Source organism: Acinetobacter sp. CIP A162, assembly GCF_000367905.1.
GTDB classification, from domain to species: Bacteria; Pseudomonadota; Gammaproteobacteria; order Pseudomonadales; family Moraxellaceae; genus Acinetobacter; species Acinetobacter lwoffii.
On record NZ_KB849159.1, the window covers coordinates 52,359 to 70,200 of the forward strand.

General features: G+C 44.7%; 14 protein-coding genes. 7 read left to right on the forward strand and 7 right to left on the reverse strand.

Annotation, left to right across the window (positions count from 1 at the left end; translation table 11 throughout):
* The gene (locus tag F995_RS06635; protein WP_004646072.1) at positions 1-756 is read right to left on the reverse strand and encodes a biotin--[acetyl-CoA-carboxylase] ligase; all 756 of its coding nucleotides are present in this window, start codon (positions 754-756) and stop codon (positions 1-3) included.
* Positions 757-783: 27 nt separating this feature from the next.
* On the opposite strand from F995_RS06635, the gene F995_RS06640 reads away from it, so the two are divergent.
* The 6 genes from F995_RS06640 (at position 784) to rlmF (ending at position 10,262) form a co-directional block, all read left to right on the forward strand.
* Entirely contained in the window at positions 784-1,587 is an 804-nt protein-coding gene (locus F995_RS06640; protein ID WP_004646073.1) for a sulfite exporter TauE/SafE family protein, read from the forward strand.
* A 200-nt stretch (positions 1,588-1,787) separates the two neighbouring features.
* Positions 1,788-2,483, forward strand: coding sequence for a GntR family transcriptional regulator (locus tag F995_RS06645; protein WP_004279202.1), 696 nt, complete (start codon positions 1,788-1,790; stop codon positions 2,481-2,483).
* A gap of 11 nt (positions 2,484-2,494) precedes the next feature.
* Positions 2,495-5,947 (forward strand): chromosome segregation protein SMC, encoded by a 3,453-nt coding sequence (gene smc, locus F995_RS06650; protein ID WP_004646074.1) that lies wholly within the window; start codon positions 2,495-2,497, stop codon positions 5,945-5,947.
* Between the two features lies 1 nt (position 5,948).
* Entirely contained in the window at positions 5,949-6,914 is a 966-nt protein-coding gene (locus F995_RS06655; RefSeq protein ID WP_004646076.1) for a cell division protein ZipA C-terminal FtsZ-binding domain-containing protein, read from the forward strand.
* 108 nt (positions 6,915-7,022) lie between these two features.
* Positions 7,023-9,062, forward strand: coding sequence for an NAD-dependent DNA ligase LigA (gene ligA, locus F995_RS06660; RefSeq protein WP_034606155.1), 2,040 nt, complete (start codon positions 7,023-7,025; stop codon positions 9,060-9,062).
* A gap of 225 nt (positions 9,063-9,287) precedes the next feature.
* Positions 9,288-10,262, forward strand: coding sequence for a 23S rRNA (adenine(1618)-N(6))-methyltransferase RlmF (gene rlmF / locus F995_RS06665; RefSeq protein WP_004646078.1), 975 nt, complete (start codon positions 9,288-9,290; stop codon positions 10,260-10,262).
* A gap of 121 nt (positions 10,263-10,383) precedes the next feature.
* Here the strand turns inward: rlmF and F995_RS06670 are convergent, their stop codons facing one another.
* Positions 10,384-11,451 (reverse strand): SDR family oxidoreductase, encoded by a 1,068-nt coding sequence (locus F995_RS06670; protein WP_004646079.1) that lies wholly within the window; start codon positions 11,449-11,451, stop codon positions 10,384-10,386.
* A 342-nt stretch (positions 11,452-11,793) separates the two neighbouring features.
* On the opposite strand from F995_RS06670, the gene ftn reads away from it, so the two are divergent.
* Positions 11,794-12,258 carry a heteropolymeric bacterioferritin subunit Ftn gene (ftn, locus tag F995_RS06675; RefSeq protein ID WP_004646080.1) on the forward strand — a complete coding sequence of 155 codons (465 nt, stop codon included), beginning with the start codon at positions 11,794-11,796 and terminating at the stop codon, positions 12,256-12,258.
* A gap of 55 nt (positions 12,259-12,313) precedes the next feature.
* On the opposite strand, the gene F995_RS06680 is transcribed toward ftn, so the two are convergent.
* The 5 genes from F995_RS06680 to F995_RS06700 all read right to left on the reverse strand — a co-directional run bounded on the left by F995_RS06680 (position 12,314) and on the right by F995_RS06700 (position 17,646).
* Positions 12,314-12,730 carry an ExbD/TolR family protein gene (locus tag F995_RS06680; protein ID WP_004279208.1) on the reverse strand — a complete coding sequence of 139 codons (417 nt, stop codon included), beginning with the start codon at positions 12,728-12,730 and terminating at the stop codon, positions 12,314-12,316.
* A gap of 21 nt (positions 12,731-12,751) precedes the next feature.
* A complete protein-coding gene (locus tag F995_RS06685) occupies positions 12,752-13,177 on the reverse strand; it encodes an ExbD/TolR family protein (protein WP_004646081.1) in 426 nt (141 codons plus the stop codon).
* Positions 13,178-13,193: 16 nt separating this feature from the next.
* Positions 13,194-14,093 carry a MotA/TolQ/ExbB proton channel family protein gene (locus tag F995_RS06690; protein WP_115736958.1) on the reverse strand — a complete coding sequence of 300 codons (900 nt, stop codon included), beginning with the start codon at positions 14,091-14,093 and terminating at the stop codon, positions 13,194-13,196.
* A gap of 36 nt (positions 14,094-14,129) precedes the next feature.
* A complete protein-coding gene (locus F995_RS06695; RefSeq protein WP_004646084.1) occupies positions 14,130-14,831 on the reverse strand; it encodes an energy transducer TonB in 702 nt (233 codons plus the stop codon).
* A 148-nt stretch (positions 14,832-14,979) separates the two neighbouring features.
* Positions 14,980-17,646 (reverse strand): TonB-dependent receptor, encoded by a 2,667-nt coding sequence (locus F995_RS06700; RefSeq protein ID WP_004646085.1) that lies wholly within the window; start codon positions 17,644-17,646, stop codon positions 14,980-14,982.
* Positions 17,647-17,842: the final 196 nt, after the last annotated feature.

Here is a 17,842-nt window from a genome sequence, read left to right on the forward strand (position 1 = left end):
TCATCCACCGTGTTGAAGGCGGAGCTGTCCCTGATAAAAGGTCTGGATTCCCTGATCGGTCAAAATCTTGACTGCACCATCATCCTGAATCCCGAGAAAAGTACCGGAATATTGCCCTTGCACGTCAGTAAATTCAACCGTTTGTTGCATAAATGCAGCCGATCGATTGAAACGCGCCGCCAGGTTTTGACTGCCATAATTAAACCATTGCCCGGCTTGCTGAATCGCCAGATATAACTGGGCAATCAGCTCGACTCTTGAGGTATGTGATAATCCCAACTCGTTCAAGGAGCTAACCTGCTGATCTGGAAGGTCAGTGAGCAGAGGATCGATATTTAAACCTACACCGACCACCACCTGTGTAGATGAAATCGGCTCGACCAGAATGCCGCCCCATTTTCCGTGCAGGCTATACAGGTCATTCGGCCATTTCACCTGTAATTCCAGGCCTTTTAGACTGGGCATTTGCAGGATATTTAACGCAATTTCTAGCGCCAGACGACCATCGATGGGTTTTTGTGTATGCAGCAATGTGCTTAAATAGATGTTCCCTTCAGGTGAAATCCACTGACGTTGACGCTGTCCACGGCCTTGGGTCTGCACATGACTGCACACCAGAACCTGCTGCACCCCCTTCGTTGCCAATTCGCGTACATCATCATTGGTCGATGTGGTAATCGGTTTGATGAGTAATACTTCCGGGAGTTGGCCTGCATCGCTTAATCGTTGTTGCAGTTCACGAGTTTCTACATCCATTTGAATCTAAACGTGGTAAATATCGTTATGGAGTTAATCATATATTTATTGATTGGTGCAATTGCCGGATTCACCGCAGGCCTGTTTGGGGTCGGTGGTGGTTTGATTATTGTGCCGATCCTGTACATTGTTTTTACCCAGCTTCAGTACGATCCCAGCGTGATTATGCATATGGCGGTGGGCACTTCCTTGGCAACGATTATTGTGACTTCTATCAGTTCGGTGATGGCGCATCATCAGCGAGGGGCAGTACTATGGCCTGTGTTTCGTAATCTGGCGCCAGGTCTGATTATCGGTTCTTTCCTAGGTGCGGGGATTGCCGATTATTTATCTGGTCAGGGTTTGCAGTTAATGATTGGCTTCTTTGCGGTCTGGGTGGCATTTAGAATGTTCAAGGGAGCGCATATCCAGATTGATCCGAATCAAAAATTGCCTTCAACCCCGGTACAAATTGCTGCAGGTGGTGGAATCGGTGTGGCATCGGCGATCTTTGGGATTGGCGGGGGAAGTCTGACCGTCCCATTTCTGAATCGCTGCGGAATCGTGATGCAAAAAGCCGTAGCGACCTCTGCGGCTTGTGGATTGCCAATTGCAGTCGCAGGTGCGCTGGGTTTTATCTGGTTTGGTAAACAGGCGCAGGTTACCGTACCAAATACCATTGGCTATATTCATATTTATGCCTTTATCGGGATCAGCATGATGAGTTTTTTCACGGTCAAGCTGGGGGCAAAAGTGGCACATCTGCTTTCACCGGCCGTATTAAAAAAATGTTTTGCTGCACTACTGACCACCGTCGGCCTGTATTTTATTTATCAAGGGTTTATGGCCTGATTTAAACCTTTTCGGTTGGACTGATGTACCGTATAAGGAGAATAGCTCACTATTCTCCTTTTTTATGGGCCTAAGTTGGCTATATAGACATAAGATTGTCTGACAATGTCAAAGTATTTATGGATAAAAACCCGTTTAATAGCAACATAGTCCAAATAAAGGGCTAAACCAGTATCCATAAAAATAAAGACAGGAACGGTATGCCATTAGAACAAGCGCACAGTTTGTCTGAGCAGATTGCCAAGCACATTAGCGAACAGATTATTCGCGGTGAACTGGTCGAAGGCGAACGTATACAGGAACTCAGGATTGCCTCAGAGCTTGATGTCAGTCGGGGTTCGGTTCGTGAAGCCCTGCTTTTGCTGGAACGCACCCAGCTGATTGAAATTTTCCCGCGCCGTGGGGCGATTGTCTCGGAAATGTCGGCCTTGCAGGTGCGTGCCTTATTTGACATGACCTCATTATTGCTCGGGCAAATGGTGTATCGCATGGCGGAAACCTGGCGGGTGCATGAAGCTGAGCGCATTCAGCTATTATTAGAGCAATTGGAAGCAGAAACTCGCCAAGGACACACTGAAAAGTTTTATGATCTGATCTTTCAGGGCATGGCCCAGCAGCATGAGATGGTGGGGAATCCTTATCTGATGCGCTACTATCAGGAACTGCTGCCATCTTTACGTCGGAGCTATTTTCTGACCCTGAATATTTCCAGACGCGAGTTACAGGAATCTTTTGACTTATTTAAACTGGTCACTGAAGCAATTTTGATACGAAAAAGCCATCAGGCCACTTTATTTATGGAAGATTTTTGTCGACACTTGCGCAACCTTGTGTTGGAATCTCTGACACGGATGAAACAAATTGAACTCGCGTGGGCCAGACGCTCACGACGTTAAATCAGGACATTATGCGTTTAAGCAGTTTAAAACTTTCAGGCTTTAAATCTTTTGCCGACAGTACCACTTTGCATTTTAAAGATAATCGTACTGCGGTCGTGGGACCGAATGGTTGTGGTAAATCTAACGTCATTGATGCCATACGCTGGGTCATGGGCGAGTCCAGTGCGCGCCAGCTGCGTGGTGGCAGCATGCAGGACGTCATCTTTACCGGAACTGCGAAACGTAAACCGGTGGGCATGGCCAGTGTAGAACTGCGCTTTGACAATACCTATGGCAAGCTGGGCGGTGCTTATAATGCCTATAATGAACTGGCAGTACGCCGTCAGGTCAACCGCGATGGCAAGTCCGAATATTTCCTGAATGGCAGCAAATGCCGTCGTCGTGATATTACCGATATTTTCCTTGGTACCGGTCTTGGGCCACGTTCTTATGCGATTATCGAGCAGGGCATGATCAACCGTCTGGTCGATGCCAAGCCAGATGAAATGCGGGTTTATATTGAAGAAGCCGCGGGTGTATCACGCTATCAGGCGCGTCGCCGTGAAACGATGCTGCATCTGGATCACACCACACAAAACCTGTCGCGTCTGGAAGATATCGCCTCCGAACTGAAATCCCAGCTAAAAACCCTGAAACGTCAGTCGGAAAGTGCGATTCAATATAAAGAACTGGAAGGACAGATCCGTACCATCAAGATCGAAATTCTGTCTTTTCAATGTGAGCAAAGCCAGCGTTTACAGGAAGAATATACCCTTGAGATGAATACGCTCGGGGAAAACTTTAAGCTGGTACGTTCCGAACTGACCACCGTTGAACATGATTTGGGCAGCACCAGTGAACTGTTCCAGCGTCTGATTCAGCAATCCACTCCTTTGCAAAGCGAATGGCAACAGGCCGAGAAAAAACTGGCTGAACTGGAAATGACCCTGCAACAAAAGCAGTCTTTGCTGGAGCAGAATTCCACCAGTCTGATCAAGTTGGAACAGCAAAAAGTCCAAACCAAAGAGCGTTTGCAGTTGATTGAACTGCAACTCGAAACCTTGCAGCAGCAACTTGAAGATCAGCAGGCACAATTGCAGCAGCAAGATGGCCAGAGTCAGGCGCAAAGCCAAAACTTGACTGAGCTCAAAGCTCAACATAGCACTGTGGCAGCGCAATTTACCCAGATCAAAACCCAGGTCGAACAGCAGCAACAGCGTAAATTACAGATGTTGGCTCAAAGCGAGCAACTGGCAAAGAATATTGAGCGGATTGAACAGCAGAAACAGACGCTCCAACAGCAAAGTGCACAGATTCAGCAACAGGCGCAGCAAGATGAGCTGGATCAGTATCAGGCAGACAAAGCCCAAGCTGAACAGCAAATCGTTGGCTATGAAATTCAATTAACAGATTTAAGAACTCAATTCGAGCAGATGCAGGCAGAGCAGGCGAACCATCAGCAGCGCTTGATGCAGCTCAAATCTGAAATTCAGGTGCTTCATTCAGAAAAGAAAAACCTGAGCCAATTACTGACCAAAGCCAATCCAAATGCTAAAAACGATGCGGTCCAGCTGATGCATGTACTTAAGCTCAATGATGCAGGCAAAGGACATGCCAGCCTGATCGAAAAGTTTTTGGCCAAGTGGCTGTCTGCCCAGATTCTGGCAGAGGGTGAGTACTTCCTTGAAGATTGTGCGCGTCAGTTAAAGCAACAGGCTGTTCAGAATAAAATTCAGATTGCCAATACGATGTGTCTGGCCGACTGGATTGAATCTCCGCATTATTCACTGTGGCAACAAGTCGCGGTCGTAGATACATTAGCACAAGCATTACCGCTTCAAACTGACCTATTACAAGGCCAGTCAATCCTAAGTCTGGATGGCTATCATGTTGGGTCAGACTGGGTCATTGCGCTGGACTATGATGAAGCCAGTCAGGCCGGACAAGGCGCATTGAGTCATCGAATCCGTCTGGATGAAATCGAGCAGCAGCTTGCGGAACTTGAACCCAAGCTTATGCAGCTGGAGCAGCAGTTACCTGAATTCGCCGATCAGGTTAAAGCTTTGCAAAATCAGATTCAGAGTATCAGCGAGCAGCACAAGCATACCCAAAAGCAGCTGCAGCAACTCGATGTCAATATTGCTAAAGTACAAAGTAGTGCGCAGGCTTTTGCATTGCAAAAGCAGCAATTACAGCATCAGTTACAACAACTGGATGAGCAGCTTGAAGAAGATGCCATGCAGAAAGATGATCTGGAAATTGATCTGCATGCCTTGAATATCAAACTGGAACAGGCGCTACCAAATTATAAAACCCTGCAATTCCAGCTGGAAGAATTGAGTACTCAGCTGGATGACTCACAGCAGCTCAGTCAGCAAGCGCAGCAGGAATTAGAAGTGCTGCGTAGGCAAAATGTGCAAAGCCAGCAGCAAATTGAATTGCTGGAAAAAGATCAGGTATTCCTAAAAGAACAGTCTCAACAAATTACTGCACAAATCGAGCAGGCCAAGAAATTTGTTGATCCGGTACAGCTGGAATTACCTGCTTTACAGAGCCAGTTTAATGAACAGGCGCAGATCACTGAAAAGCTGCAAAAGACCTGGGCCGACTGGCAGATTGAATTAAATCAGGTGCAGAGCAAACAGCAGCAGCTGACCGAACAGCGTCACAGCTTCCAGCAGCAGGATGAAAAACTCCGCAGTACACTGGAAGAAAAACGTCTGGCCTGGCAGGCAGCCAAATCTGATTTGCAGCATTATTCTGAACAGCTGAAAGAATTGAATAGTGAAGTAATTTCCGGACTGAATATTGACCTTAAAGCACATCAGGCGAAACTGGAAAAAGCTCAGGCTCAGTTCGATAAACTTGGTGCAGTCAATCTGGCGGCTTCTGAAGAATATGAAGAAGTGTCAAAACGTTATGAGGAACTGAGTCACCAGATGCAGGATCTGGAAAATACGGTTGAACAGCTACAGGCCGCGATGAAGAGTATTGATCAGGAAACCCGTAAACTGTTTATGCACACGTTTGATCAGGTCAATGCTGAACTGCAAAACCTGTTCCCGAAAGTGTTTGAAGGCGGTGAGGCGAGTTTAAGCCTTGAAGATGGCTGGCAGTCGGGTGTAAAACTGATGGCCCGACCACCGGGTAAACGAAACAGCTCATTGGCCTTACTCTCTGGTGGAGAAAAGGCCTTAACCGCATTAGCATTGGTATTCGCGATTTTTCGCTTAAATCCGGCACCATTTTGTGTACTGGATGAAGTCGATGCACCGCTGGATGATGCCAATGTGGGACGCTTTTGTAATTTAGTTAAAGAGCTTTCTGAACACGTGCAATTTATTTATATTACCCATAACAAACTTGCAATGATGATGGCGACTGATCTTTTAGGTGTAACCATGCCTGAACCGGGAACATCAAAATTAGTGACAGTTAATTTGGAACAGGCAAAAGAATACGGCCTAGCTGCGGAGGTATAATATGGAAATCACCACCATTATCGGGATTGTTATCGCAATTGTGATTATGCTGTTTGGTATAAGAATGCTGTTCAAAAAACCTGTAGAGGCTGTACCTTCACTGGATGCCAACCTGCATATCGACCCGGATAGCCAGACCCCGATCATTCCAAGGCATGTACGTTCTCAGTTGGCACAACAGGATGTCGAATCTGATCGTATCGAGCCAAGCTTGGGTATAGATGAACCGGCTCCTGAAAAGCCTTCCGCCTTTCGCAAGGCTGAATCAACTCCGGTTGAGCCAAAAGCAGTCGAAACTCCTGTAGCTGCCCCGTCAACAGAAGCTGAAGTAGTGGAAAAGTCGGTAGTCACGGCAGCGGATGTTCAACAGGTAGAAGCGGAACAGAAGAATAGCCAGATTGAAACCAAGGAAGAAATGCCTGAATTCAGCCTGAACAGCAACATCGAAAAAGCAGAAATTTCTGAATTTAATGATGAAAGCAGTATTCTGGATGCACATCTGCATGAGCAAAAAATAGTGGATGAAGAAAGTGCTTTGTCCAATGCTGAAACCATTATTTCTTTGCATATCTATCCACAAGGCCGTGTACTTTCGGGTGATAAAACCTTGAAGGTTTTATTGAAATATGGCCTGCGTTATGGCGAACTGGCCTGTTTCCACCGCTATAGTGAAGATGATTCAAAACTGCTGTTTTCGGTACTGCAAATGACGGATACCGGCATGGAAGGTTTTGATCTGGAAACTCTCTCGACTCAGGAAGTCAAAGGTCTGGCCTTCTTCCTGGCTTTGCCGCATAGCGATGTACAAAATGCCTTTGATACCATGGACAGTATTTCACGTCTGATTGCCCGTGAAGTGGATGGTCTGGTCTACGATCAGAACCAGCAGGAATTTACACCACAATTACGTGAATTCTGGCGCCATCAGGCGATTGATTATCGCGCGGGTCAACCTACAGAAGTTTAAGCGGTTTTGTTCGATCTGCAAGTTGAATCTGTGGACTGCAATTTTTATAATAGCCAAAAGCTGAATATTCTACAGGGCGGATTTTCCGCCCTTTTTTATGGTGAAATTATGACCCAAGATGCCACTGTCATTGCGCAAATGCGTCAACTGATTCAACTGCTTGCCAAGCATAATCATGCTTATTATGTGATGGATCAACCGAGCATTGAAGACAGTGAATATGATCAGCTCTTTCATCAGCTCAAAGCTTTAGAACAACAATATCCCGATCTGATCCAGCCGGATAGCCCGACCGATAAAGTGGGTGGGCAGGCGCTTTCAAAATTTGTGACCGTAACACACGCCGTGCCGATGCTGTCATTAGGCAATGTCTTTAATCAGGAAGATCTGCTGGCTTTTGCCCGCCGTATTGAAGAACGTTTGCCGAATCAAAAAATTGAATATGATGTTGAACTGAAATTTGATGGTCTGGCCATTTCACTCTGGTATGAGCATGGCGTACTGACGCGTGGGGTGACGCGCGGCGATGGGGAAACCGGTGAAGACATCACCCAGAATGTCAGAACTATTCGCAACCTGCCGAAACTTCTATCTCCAGTGAATGGCATCATTCCCGATTTGTTGGAAGTCCGCGGCGAAGTGTTGATGCCGAAATCCGGTTTTGAAAAATTGAATGCTGCCAATGCCGCCAAAGGTGAAAAGACCTTTGCTAATCCGCGTAATGCTGCGGCAGGAAGTTTGCGTCAGCTGGACCCGAATATTGCTGCCTCGCGGCCATTGGCTTTTTATGCTTATGGGATTGCTCAGTGCGTGCCGCATCATGGACAAACCACTATGTCCGCCAGTCTGGAATGGTTACATCAGTTCGGTTTTGCGGTTGGCGAGCGTCACTTTATCTGTGACAGTATTCAGGACGTGCAAAAGGTCTACGAACAGATCATTGATGAGCGTGCCAGTCTCAGTGTCGAAATCGATGGTATGGTGATCAAGGTCAATGACCTGAAACAGCAACAACAGCTTGGTTTCCTGAGCCGTGAACCGCGTTGGGCCACCGCCTATAAATTTCCGGCAGTTGCAGCACTGACCACAGTAGAAAATATTAACTGGCAAGTGGGTCGTACTGGAACATTGACGCCGGTTGCGCGTTTGAATCCGGTCGCTGTTGGTGGAGTAACAGTCTCCAATGTGACGCTGCATAATATTGGGGAAATTCACCGTCTGGATGTGCGTATTGGCGATACGGTCAGTGTTTATCGTAGTGGCGATGTAATTCCTAAGGTGGAAAAAGTCTGGCCGGAATTCCGCCCAGTCGATGCAGTAGAAGTGCATTTACCTGAACAATGTCCAGTATGTGATTCACCAGTAGTGATGCCGGAAGGTGAAGCATTGGCCCGCTGCTCTGGCGAACTCTATTGTGCTGCGCAGCGAATCGAAACCATTCGTCATTTTGTGTCGCGTAAGGCCATGGATATAGAAGGGCTGGGTGATCGCTGGGTAGAGTCACTGCTACATTTAAATCTTCTGAAAGATGTATCAGATATTTACCATCTGCATGAGCACCGTGAGCAATTACTCCAGATTGAAAAAATGGGGGAAAAATCGGTCCAGAATTTAGTTGATTCTATCGAGAACAGCAAGAAAACCACACTGGCAGCTTTCATCTATGCACTCGGTATTCGTGGAGTAGGAGAAACTACGGCACGTATGCTGGCCAATACTTTCCAGACACTGGATGCCTTACGTGAGGCAGATCTGGAAGCATTAAAGAAAACTCCAGATGTAGGTGATATCACTGCGGAATGGATTCTGGATTTCTTCCAGGCACCACATAACCTGGAAGTTCTGGATCGTTTACTGGCTGCCGGTATTCACTGGGATGCACCGATTGCACCGACCCGTCAGCCGTTAAACGGCGAAAGCTGGGTGGTCACCGGGACTTTAAGCAGTATGGGACGAGATGATGCAACCCAGTTATTGCAAGCCTTAGGTGCACGAGTCAGTGGCAGTGTGTCCAGTAAAACCAAATGTGTGGTTGCGGGTGAAAAAGCGGGTTCTAAGCTCGATAAAGCAGAAAAACTCGGTGTACCTGTGATCAATGAAGCGCAATTTATTGCTTTGATGAAAGAGCATGGGCAAATCGAAGACTAATCAGTTCTAAACAATGACTCAAATAAAAAAGACACCGAGGATGATGAATCTTCAGGTGTCTTTTTTATTGCTAGTTCAAAACTATAGGTGAATGAGAGGGGGAGGATAGACAAATACAAGGACAGGTTCGGCAATGTGAGTTGAATTCACGTACAATATCGATTCATTTGCAGGTATAGATCCTGCCTTATTGATTCTGTTCTCCCGTTGATGATTGGCATACACATGGCTCAAGCAAAGAAATCTTTTCCGCAACAAAAATCGGAATTACATGCACGAAATCTGCATCGTAGTCGTTACGATTTTCCTCAGTTAATCCAGAGTTGTCCGGAACTTGCCCCTTTTGTCATCCCGAATCAATATAACGATCTTTCAGTCAACTTTTCTGATCCTCAAGCTGTGAAAATGCTCAATAAAGCATTGCTCAAGCATTTTTATGGTATTCAATATTGGGATATTCCTCAAGATTATCTTTGCCCACCTATTCCGGGTAGAGCCGACTATATTCACTATTTAGCGGACTTGTTGAGTGATAGCAATAAAGGTCAGATTCCAACAGGACACGCCGTTCACGTATTAGATATTGGGGTGGGCGCGAACTGTATTTATCCGATTATTGGTCATCGTAGTTATGGTTGGAAATTTGTTGGCTCAGACATTCATCCTGCATCGGTAAAAAGTGCTCAATTTATTGTGGAGGCAAATCCAAATCTCAGGAAGGGGATTCAGATTCGATTGCAAAAGACACCGAGCAATATTTTCAAAGGTGTGATTAAACCTTCAGATCGTTTTGATTTGACCCTGTGTAACCCACCATTTCATGCTTCGCAAGATGAAGCAAATGCCACAGCAACGCAAAAAATACGCAAACTTGGTAAACCGGTTGATCGGTCTAAAGTGGTGTTAAACTTTGGCGGACAAAAGAACGAGCTGTGGTGTGACGGTGGAGAAGAACGCTTTGTTTGCCAGATGGTACAAGAGAGCACACAGTTTGCTGAGCAATGTCTTTGGTTTAGTACACTGGTTTCTAAGAAAACCACATTGCCTATGCTGTTAAATACCTTGCGTAAGTGCGGTGCAGTGGAGGTAAAAACCATTAAAATGACGCAGGGGCAAAAAGAGAGTCGTTTTGTGGCTTGGACTTTTCTAGATGCAAAGCAACAGCAAGCGTGGAAAAATGCGCGTTGGACTTCTGCTTAGCTTGTTTTTAGGCAGGAATAGTGAGCTTGTGGGCGTATAAGTCGGTGTAGTAGCTCAAATTTAATCTGACAGACACAATAAAAAAATCGGTAACTGTCAGATCAGGTTTGAGCAAGTACGATTAAGGAATATATTTTTTCACCACACCATCATCTAGTAATTGCTGGAAGTGCTCGACCAGACTCTCTTTCACCGGACGATATTCCAGACCGAGTTCATCCTTACTTTTTTGTGCATTAAAGAAAATTGGATAACCCATATTCAGTTCTACAAATTTGCGGCTAAAACCTGCTACAGGCCCGAACAGTTTAAAGGCTGCTTTGGGCAGTTGATTGCGTGGGAACGGAAACTTATTGCCGAAATGTGCCCGTAGAATTTGGCCCATTTCCAGCAGACTTAAGCTTTCACTACAAATGATATAACGGCCATGCGCTTGCGGATTAAATGCAGCACGGATATGCGCTTCAGCGACATCCTGAACATCGACCACGCCATTCCACATCGGTGGAACGCCAAGCAGGGTCATGCCATTGGCAAACTGTTGCAGGACTTCTACGCTGCCAGACTGGGTATTTGGTGTTAAGGATTGACCAAAAACCAGTGCCGGATTGATACAGACCAGATCCCAGCGATCCTGTGCTTCAGCCATTTCCCAGGCTTTACGCTCTGCCATGACTTTGGAATAAGGATAAGGCTGATGCGTGGCCGAACTGGTGGTATTCCAGCATGATTCATCAAAACTGTTATTTTCAGTTTGTAGAATATCAATGGCATCGCCATAGGTAGATGCAATACTCGATGTCACGATCACGCGTTTCACTGCTTCAGTCTGATTGACACTATTCAGTACATTTTCAGTGCCTAATACCGCAGGTTCGATAATATCTTTGACTGCATCTTTATAGTTGGTGACCACAAAAGGTGAGGCCATATGAAAGACAATTTCACAACCTTGCATCGCCTGATCAAAAGAACCCGGGCTTAATAAATTGGCCTGAAATAACTTGAGAGTTCCCGGTGTGCTGTCGGCAATTTTTTCTAAATGGGCAAAGCTTTTACTTTTATTTAGGTCACGTACCGTGGCATGTACAGTATAGCCTTGCGTGAGTAATTTCTGGATGACCCAGCTGGCAATATAACCCGATGCACCGGTAACCAGAACAGGCGCTGTTGTTTGTGGATGTGTCATATCGGAACCGTTGTTGTTTTAAATTTGTGTGAATGATAAGCGAAATTTAAGCATGAAGTACGCCAATGCAGTGATGTTTATACAAAAAGAATGAATCTGTCTGGTCAAAATTAAGATTTACAAATTTTAACGCATGTGTTTATTTGCCGGTTTTAGGTTATTGGCAAGCGTAATGAAAATGCAAAGTGTTGTTTTATAAATGGGATTTCATTAAGAACGAAGTGTAAATGCAAGTACTTCTCATTTTAATTATATAAAAATCAAATATTTAACCATGGTTAAGCTTTGCAAATTCAATTGCTTTTCGCCATAATAGCAAAATACAGGTAGGGAGTTATTCAAATGCGCGGAAATCCAGAAGTCGTAGATTATTTAAATATGTTGATCGGTGGCGAACTGGCTGCTCGTGACCAATACTTGATTCACTCTCGTATGTATGAAGATTGGGGATTGACCAAAATCTTTGAACGTATCGATCACGAAATGCAGGAAGAGTCCCAGCATGCGGATGCAATTATCCGTCGTGTTCTGTTCCTGGAAGGAACGCCAAACATGCAGCGCGATGACGTTGAGATTGGCGACGATGTGGTGAGCTGCCTGAAAGCCGATCTAAAACTTGAATACCACGTGCGGGAAAAACTGGCGCAGGGCATCAAGTTATGCGAAGAAAAAGGTGACTATATCAGCCGTGATATGTTACGCCAGCAAATGTCGGATACCGAAGAAGACCATACTTACTGGTTAGAAAAACAATTGCGCTTAATCGAACTGATTGGTCTGCAAAATTATATTCAGTCACAGATGTAAAACCGGATGAATAAAAAACCCAGCACATGCTGGGTTTTTTATATCTTGAAAATACTTAGTTGTTATTACTCATAATGCCAATTTTTTTGACCTCCAGCCTTTGAGCTGCCGCCATGACCATAGCGATATGTTTATATTCAGTGGCACGATCCGCCTTGATTTTAATCTGATCCTGATCCGCTTTTTGCGCTACTGTCTTGAATAAGTTTTCCAGAGCTTGGGTATTTGCTACCGGCTGTTCATTCCAGAAAATCTTACCTTGTGCATCCAGACGTAATTCCACCAGCTCAGGCGGTTTTTCATCGGTTACAGGAGGCGTTCCATTCGGTAGATCGATATTAATCGAGTTATTCGGCAAAGGAATTGTGATAATAAACATAATCAGCAAGACCAGCATGACATCAATCAATGGGGTCATGTTGACATCTAACATCACATCATCGTCTTGATTTGAACCAACATTCATACCCATAAACTTAATCCTTCTTTGTGCTTAAGGTGTAGCGGGCGGAGTGGTGACAAAAGCAATTTTGCCAATACCCGCTTGCTGGGTCGTACTAATCACCTGATCAATTGCTTCATAAGGTGTTAACTGATCACCACGAATATGCACTTCAGGCTGCGGACGTTTCTGTGCTTCTGCCTGTAAACGGCTCAGTAAAACTGTTTTATCTGCAATATTAATTTCGTTCCAGAAAATATCGCCAGTTTTATTGACAGCCAGCTGAACATTTTCTGGCTTGGTTTCATACAGTACATTTCTTTCTTCGGGCAGATCGACAGGTACGGTATGAATGGCAACCGGTACAGTAATCAGGAAGATAATGAGCAGAACCAGCATAATATCAACCAAAGGTGTGGTATTAATGGTTCCAATTACCTCATCATCGCTGTCGTTTGAATTGACCATCATTCCCATGGCTGATGCCTCACTCTTACTTCACGTCACGATTGACAGGATTATTGGTCGTAATTTCGCCGCTGAGTAATACTGCGTGTAAATCAGAACCAAAGGTACGTACTTCTTCCATGACCGCTTTATTACGGCGAGTCAACCAGTTGTAGCCGAGTACCGCAGGAACTGCGACCGCAAGACCGATTGCAGTCATGATCAGTGCTTCACCAACCGGGCCGGCAACTTTATCAATGGATGCTTGCCCTGAAACACCAATGGCAGTCAATGCATGGTAAATCCCCCAAACGGTTCCGAAAAGTCCAACGAAAGGTGCGGTAGACCCGACTGTCGCAAGGAAGGCCAGGCCACCACTCAGATGGTTCTGGATTTTGTCGATCGCACGGGAAATTGAGATAGTGACCCAGGTATTGAAATCAATACGCTCAAGTAGTGTACCGCCATGATTTTTAGTTGATTTAATCCCTTTTTCCGCAATAAAACGGTAGACGCTGGCTTCGTCCAGATTCTCGGTTGCATTATCCAGAGAAGAAGATTCCCAGAAAGTATTTTCAGCTTGCTTAGCCTGTTTGCGAATCTTGCCTTGTTGCAGGCATTTGCTGATCATGATGTACCAGGTACCGATCGACATGACCACCAGAATAAACAAAGTGATTTTAGAAACAATATCACCTTCTTTCCACATGGCTTCTAGGCCATAAGGATTGTATCCAGCTTTTTCATCGCTAGCTTCAGCAGGCAGTGGTGGCGGGGTCGGTGTAGCCGCTGTTGCAGGTGTTGTTACCACTGTTTCAGTGACAGCACTGGTATTGGGGGTAGCGGACTGTTCTGCAAAAACTGTTTGCAGAGGTAATAAAGTGCTCATGGCAATTACACCAGCAGCAGTCATATTTTTTAAAGGTTTTAGTGATTTTTTCATCATGGATCTCCTGATTTTTTTCTTTATCTGTTGTATCTGTTAGTCAAGGACAAATTCATATGGAATGTCATACCAAGATTCTTGCGGTTCGCCATTTTTCATTGCCGGCTTGAAAGTACATAAGCTGAAGGCCTTGGATGCTGCACGATCCAGCGCACGACTACCGCTCGACTTTTTCACTTTGGCATCCTGGACCTTGCCGGTGGTATTTACATATACAGAGATCAAGACTTCACCTTGTTCTTCATTCATCAGTGCATCACGTGGATAGTCTGGGCGTTTACAACCTGCTTCACCTTGTGAAACACCACGAGTTACGCCAGCGGGTGGAGGAGCTGGGGCTGGAGCGGCTGCGACTACTGGAGCCGGTGCTGCTACCGGACTTGGTGAAGGACTCGCTGCAACGGGAGTAGGTACTGCAACAGTTGTCGGTTGGGTTGGTGTTGGAAGTGTTTTCTGTACAGGAACGACTTTTTCAACCGGTTTCACCTCAGGCACTTGTGCTACTTTTTCCACGATTTTTGGTGGTTCAGGTGGTGTTTCTTTTGGTGGCTCAGGTTCAGGCGGCTTAATATCTTGAATAATCATTAGCTCAACTGGCTGTTCCGTTGGTTTAATAATGTCTTTTGCCATACCAGCCATGAGTACCAGGCCAACCAGGATATGCAAAAAAACAACGACCCCAATACCAGTCAGTTTTTTGGCGGAGTTTTTTTCTAAGTCTTCAAACTTTGTGCCCATCATGACTCCTAGAATTTAAGACAAACAGGAAATAGTGCACTGATGAGAAAATTTTTTTAGTTACAGGCAGCATTATTTTTTGTTTGGCTAAAATTAAACGGGGAAAACCGCAAACACCGCTTGGCAGCAGTGTTTGCGAAGTAATTAATTAAAAGAATTTATAAGTACCACGTAGGAAGTAGGTACGGCCCATTGGATCACCGTGACGAGGGTCATAGCCATATTGAGCATTGTTGGTTGCATCAGAAGCAGGTGGTTCTGCATCAAACATGTTGCGAATACCTGCAGTTAGCTCTAAATTCTTGAATCCGCTATAGGTGCCTGCAAAGTTATAAAGCGTATAGGCACTTACATCACGTTCTTGAGAAAAGTCTTCATAACCACGGATATATTGTTGTTCTAGTCTCATTTTCCAGTCTTCATAAGACCAGTTGATATTGGCAATATGTCTCCAGCGGACGACTGCAGGATCATCATAGATGCCGACGAGCCCTTCCCATTCACCGTTTGGTTCTTCTTGCTCATCCATTTTGATGACATAGGTACCATCAATCCCAAAACCAAAACGGCCTGTTGCTGTCATTGGGCTTAAGTAGTTCAGGCTGAGGTCAATCCCTTCAGTTTTTAATCCACCCATATTTTGTAGAGTTGTATTTAAATACTGGATACGACCATCTGGAGCGTAAACGATCAGATTGCCATAGCGATCAAGGTCATTAAAAATGTCATTAGGAGTAACTGAGCTGACTAAACCTTCAATGTCAATATTGTAGTAATCAGCGGTGAATACCAGATTCTTGATTGGTTCATATACGAATCCGGCTGTAAAAGAGGTTGATTCTTCTGGCTGTAAGTCTGGGTTACCACCTTGTTTACGCTTGAACTGCATACCACATTGGTCTGCAAATTGGGTGCTGGTCGGTTGACCGTTAGCATCACAAAAACGTGGGTTATTGAAGTTAGTGCTAGTATTGGTTTCACTTTGTAAAGAGTTGATTTCCCACATACTTGGGGCACGGAATCCAGTACTATAAGAACTACGGAACATTAACTCTTTAACCGGTTCCCAACGTAGGGATACTTTTGGATTGAAAGTATCACCAAAGTCACTATAGTCATCATAACGTGCCGCAAGTTGAGCTTCTAGAGTCGGCAAGATCGGTACATGTAATTCAGTAAACACCGAAGTAATATCACGGTCACCTGAACTTGACGGTTTATTTGGATCAATACCAGAACCTGGAACCTGGCGAACAAGATCGGCATTCACCTTGGCTTCCCAGTCCTGAGTGGTGTAGCTACCACCCAAGGCAAATCCAACTTCACCTGCAGGTAGTTCATAGATTGGACGGCTGACGGTGAAATCTATAGTGGTAGAATCCAGACTTGCCATATTTGTTGGGCCTGCCACATCAAAAGTAGACCATTTCCCAGCATCTGCAGCGGCCTGAGGACCAAATGGGTTTAAGGTGCCATCATTAAGTGCGGCTTGAACCAAACTTTGATTCAGGTAACCACTGACGAAATTATCAGTTGCTTCACTTTTGGCATAAGTAACGCCACCATTTACATCCCAACCGTAGACTTCACCTTCAATCCCTGCAAAAAAGCGGTTTGATTCATTTTCTGATTGAGAAACACGGTTACCTGATTGTGAACGTAAATAAAGTGCTGCTCTTGGATCTACCAGACCAGCGATGTCTGGTGTAATGCCGTTGCCTGGATAATATTTGCTGGTATTTGGAATAGAAAGACTACCTCCCCATACATCAGGTGCTATCGAGGTTTTTACTTTACTTTCAGTATAAATATATTCAGCAACCGCATTTAATGAATCGGTTAATTTGAAGGTACCTTTACCTAGAGCTGAAAAAGTTTCTTCTTCTGGAGTAATACCAATGAGTGCTTGAGTGTTTAACAGGCAACGTGTACCAGATACAAACATATTTGGTGCATTATTACAGTTTTGATTGATATAAGGGTTAACTACACCTACACCTGAATCTAAAAGGTTGGCAGGGAAGCCGGCACTTGAACCGATCGCCATGTTCAACTCTGGAATTAAACCACCACGACGGCTGACTTTACGATCTTTGGCCATGATCATGTCAGAAGTACGATAATCTACTACACCGTAAACGTTGAAACCTTGTTCATCCAGATCACCATAACCACCGAAAATAGAGACATCATATTTGTCGCCATTCTTTTCTTCAGGTGCTTGCAGTCCACCAGAAATACCGAAACCTTGGTATTCCTTTTTGATAATAAAGTTAATTACGCCGGCAATTGCATCTGCACCATATACTGCAGAAGCACCATCACGCAGAATCTCGATTCGCTCAACCATCGCGAGCGGAATAATATTCAGGTTAACTTCAGAAGTACTAAATGGGCTGTTAGCCAAACGACGCCCATTTAATAAAACTAAGGTCTTATCAGTACCAATCCCACGCAGGTTGGCAGAAGAACCTGAAGTATTACTTTTACCAATATTTTGAGAAACAGCAAAACCAGCTTGGTTAGCACTTACTTTATTAATGGCTTCTTCAACCGTGGTGACCCCCTGATTCACCAGATCTTCAACTTTAAGCACAGTAATAGGAGATGCACTTTGTGCAGCTACTCCTTTAATAGATGAACCTGTCACTGTCACTTTTTGAACCTTGGTAGGTTGAGCGGCAGAGTTTTCTGGTTCATCGGCTGCATGTGCCAAAGACAAGCACATCATACTTAAGGTAAGCGTACTTAACTTGAGTATTGTCTTGCCAACTGTTGGAGCCCCCATAGATCCGACCAATTTGTTTTTTTTCATCGTAATTTTCACCCTTTTGTTATGTGAAGTAGTGCTGGGAGGACTTAAGCAAAGCGAATGCCAACTTATAAATTATTAACTTTAAAAAACATTAAGTGATTGAAAGAATTATATTTAATTTGGTTTTTTTAGAGATTTACTAAATTCTGATGAAGAAATATTAAGAGAGTAGGGTTTAAAATCTGAAGAAAGTCTC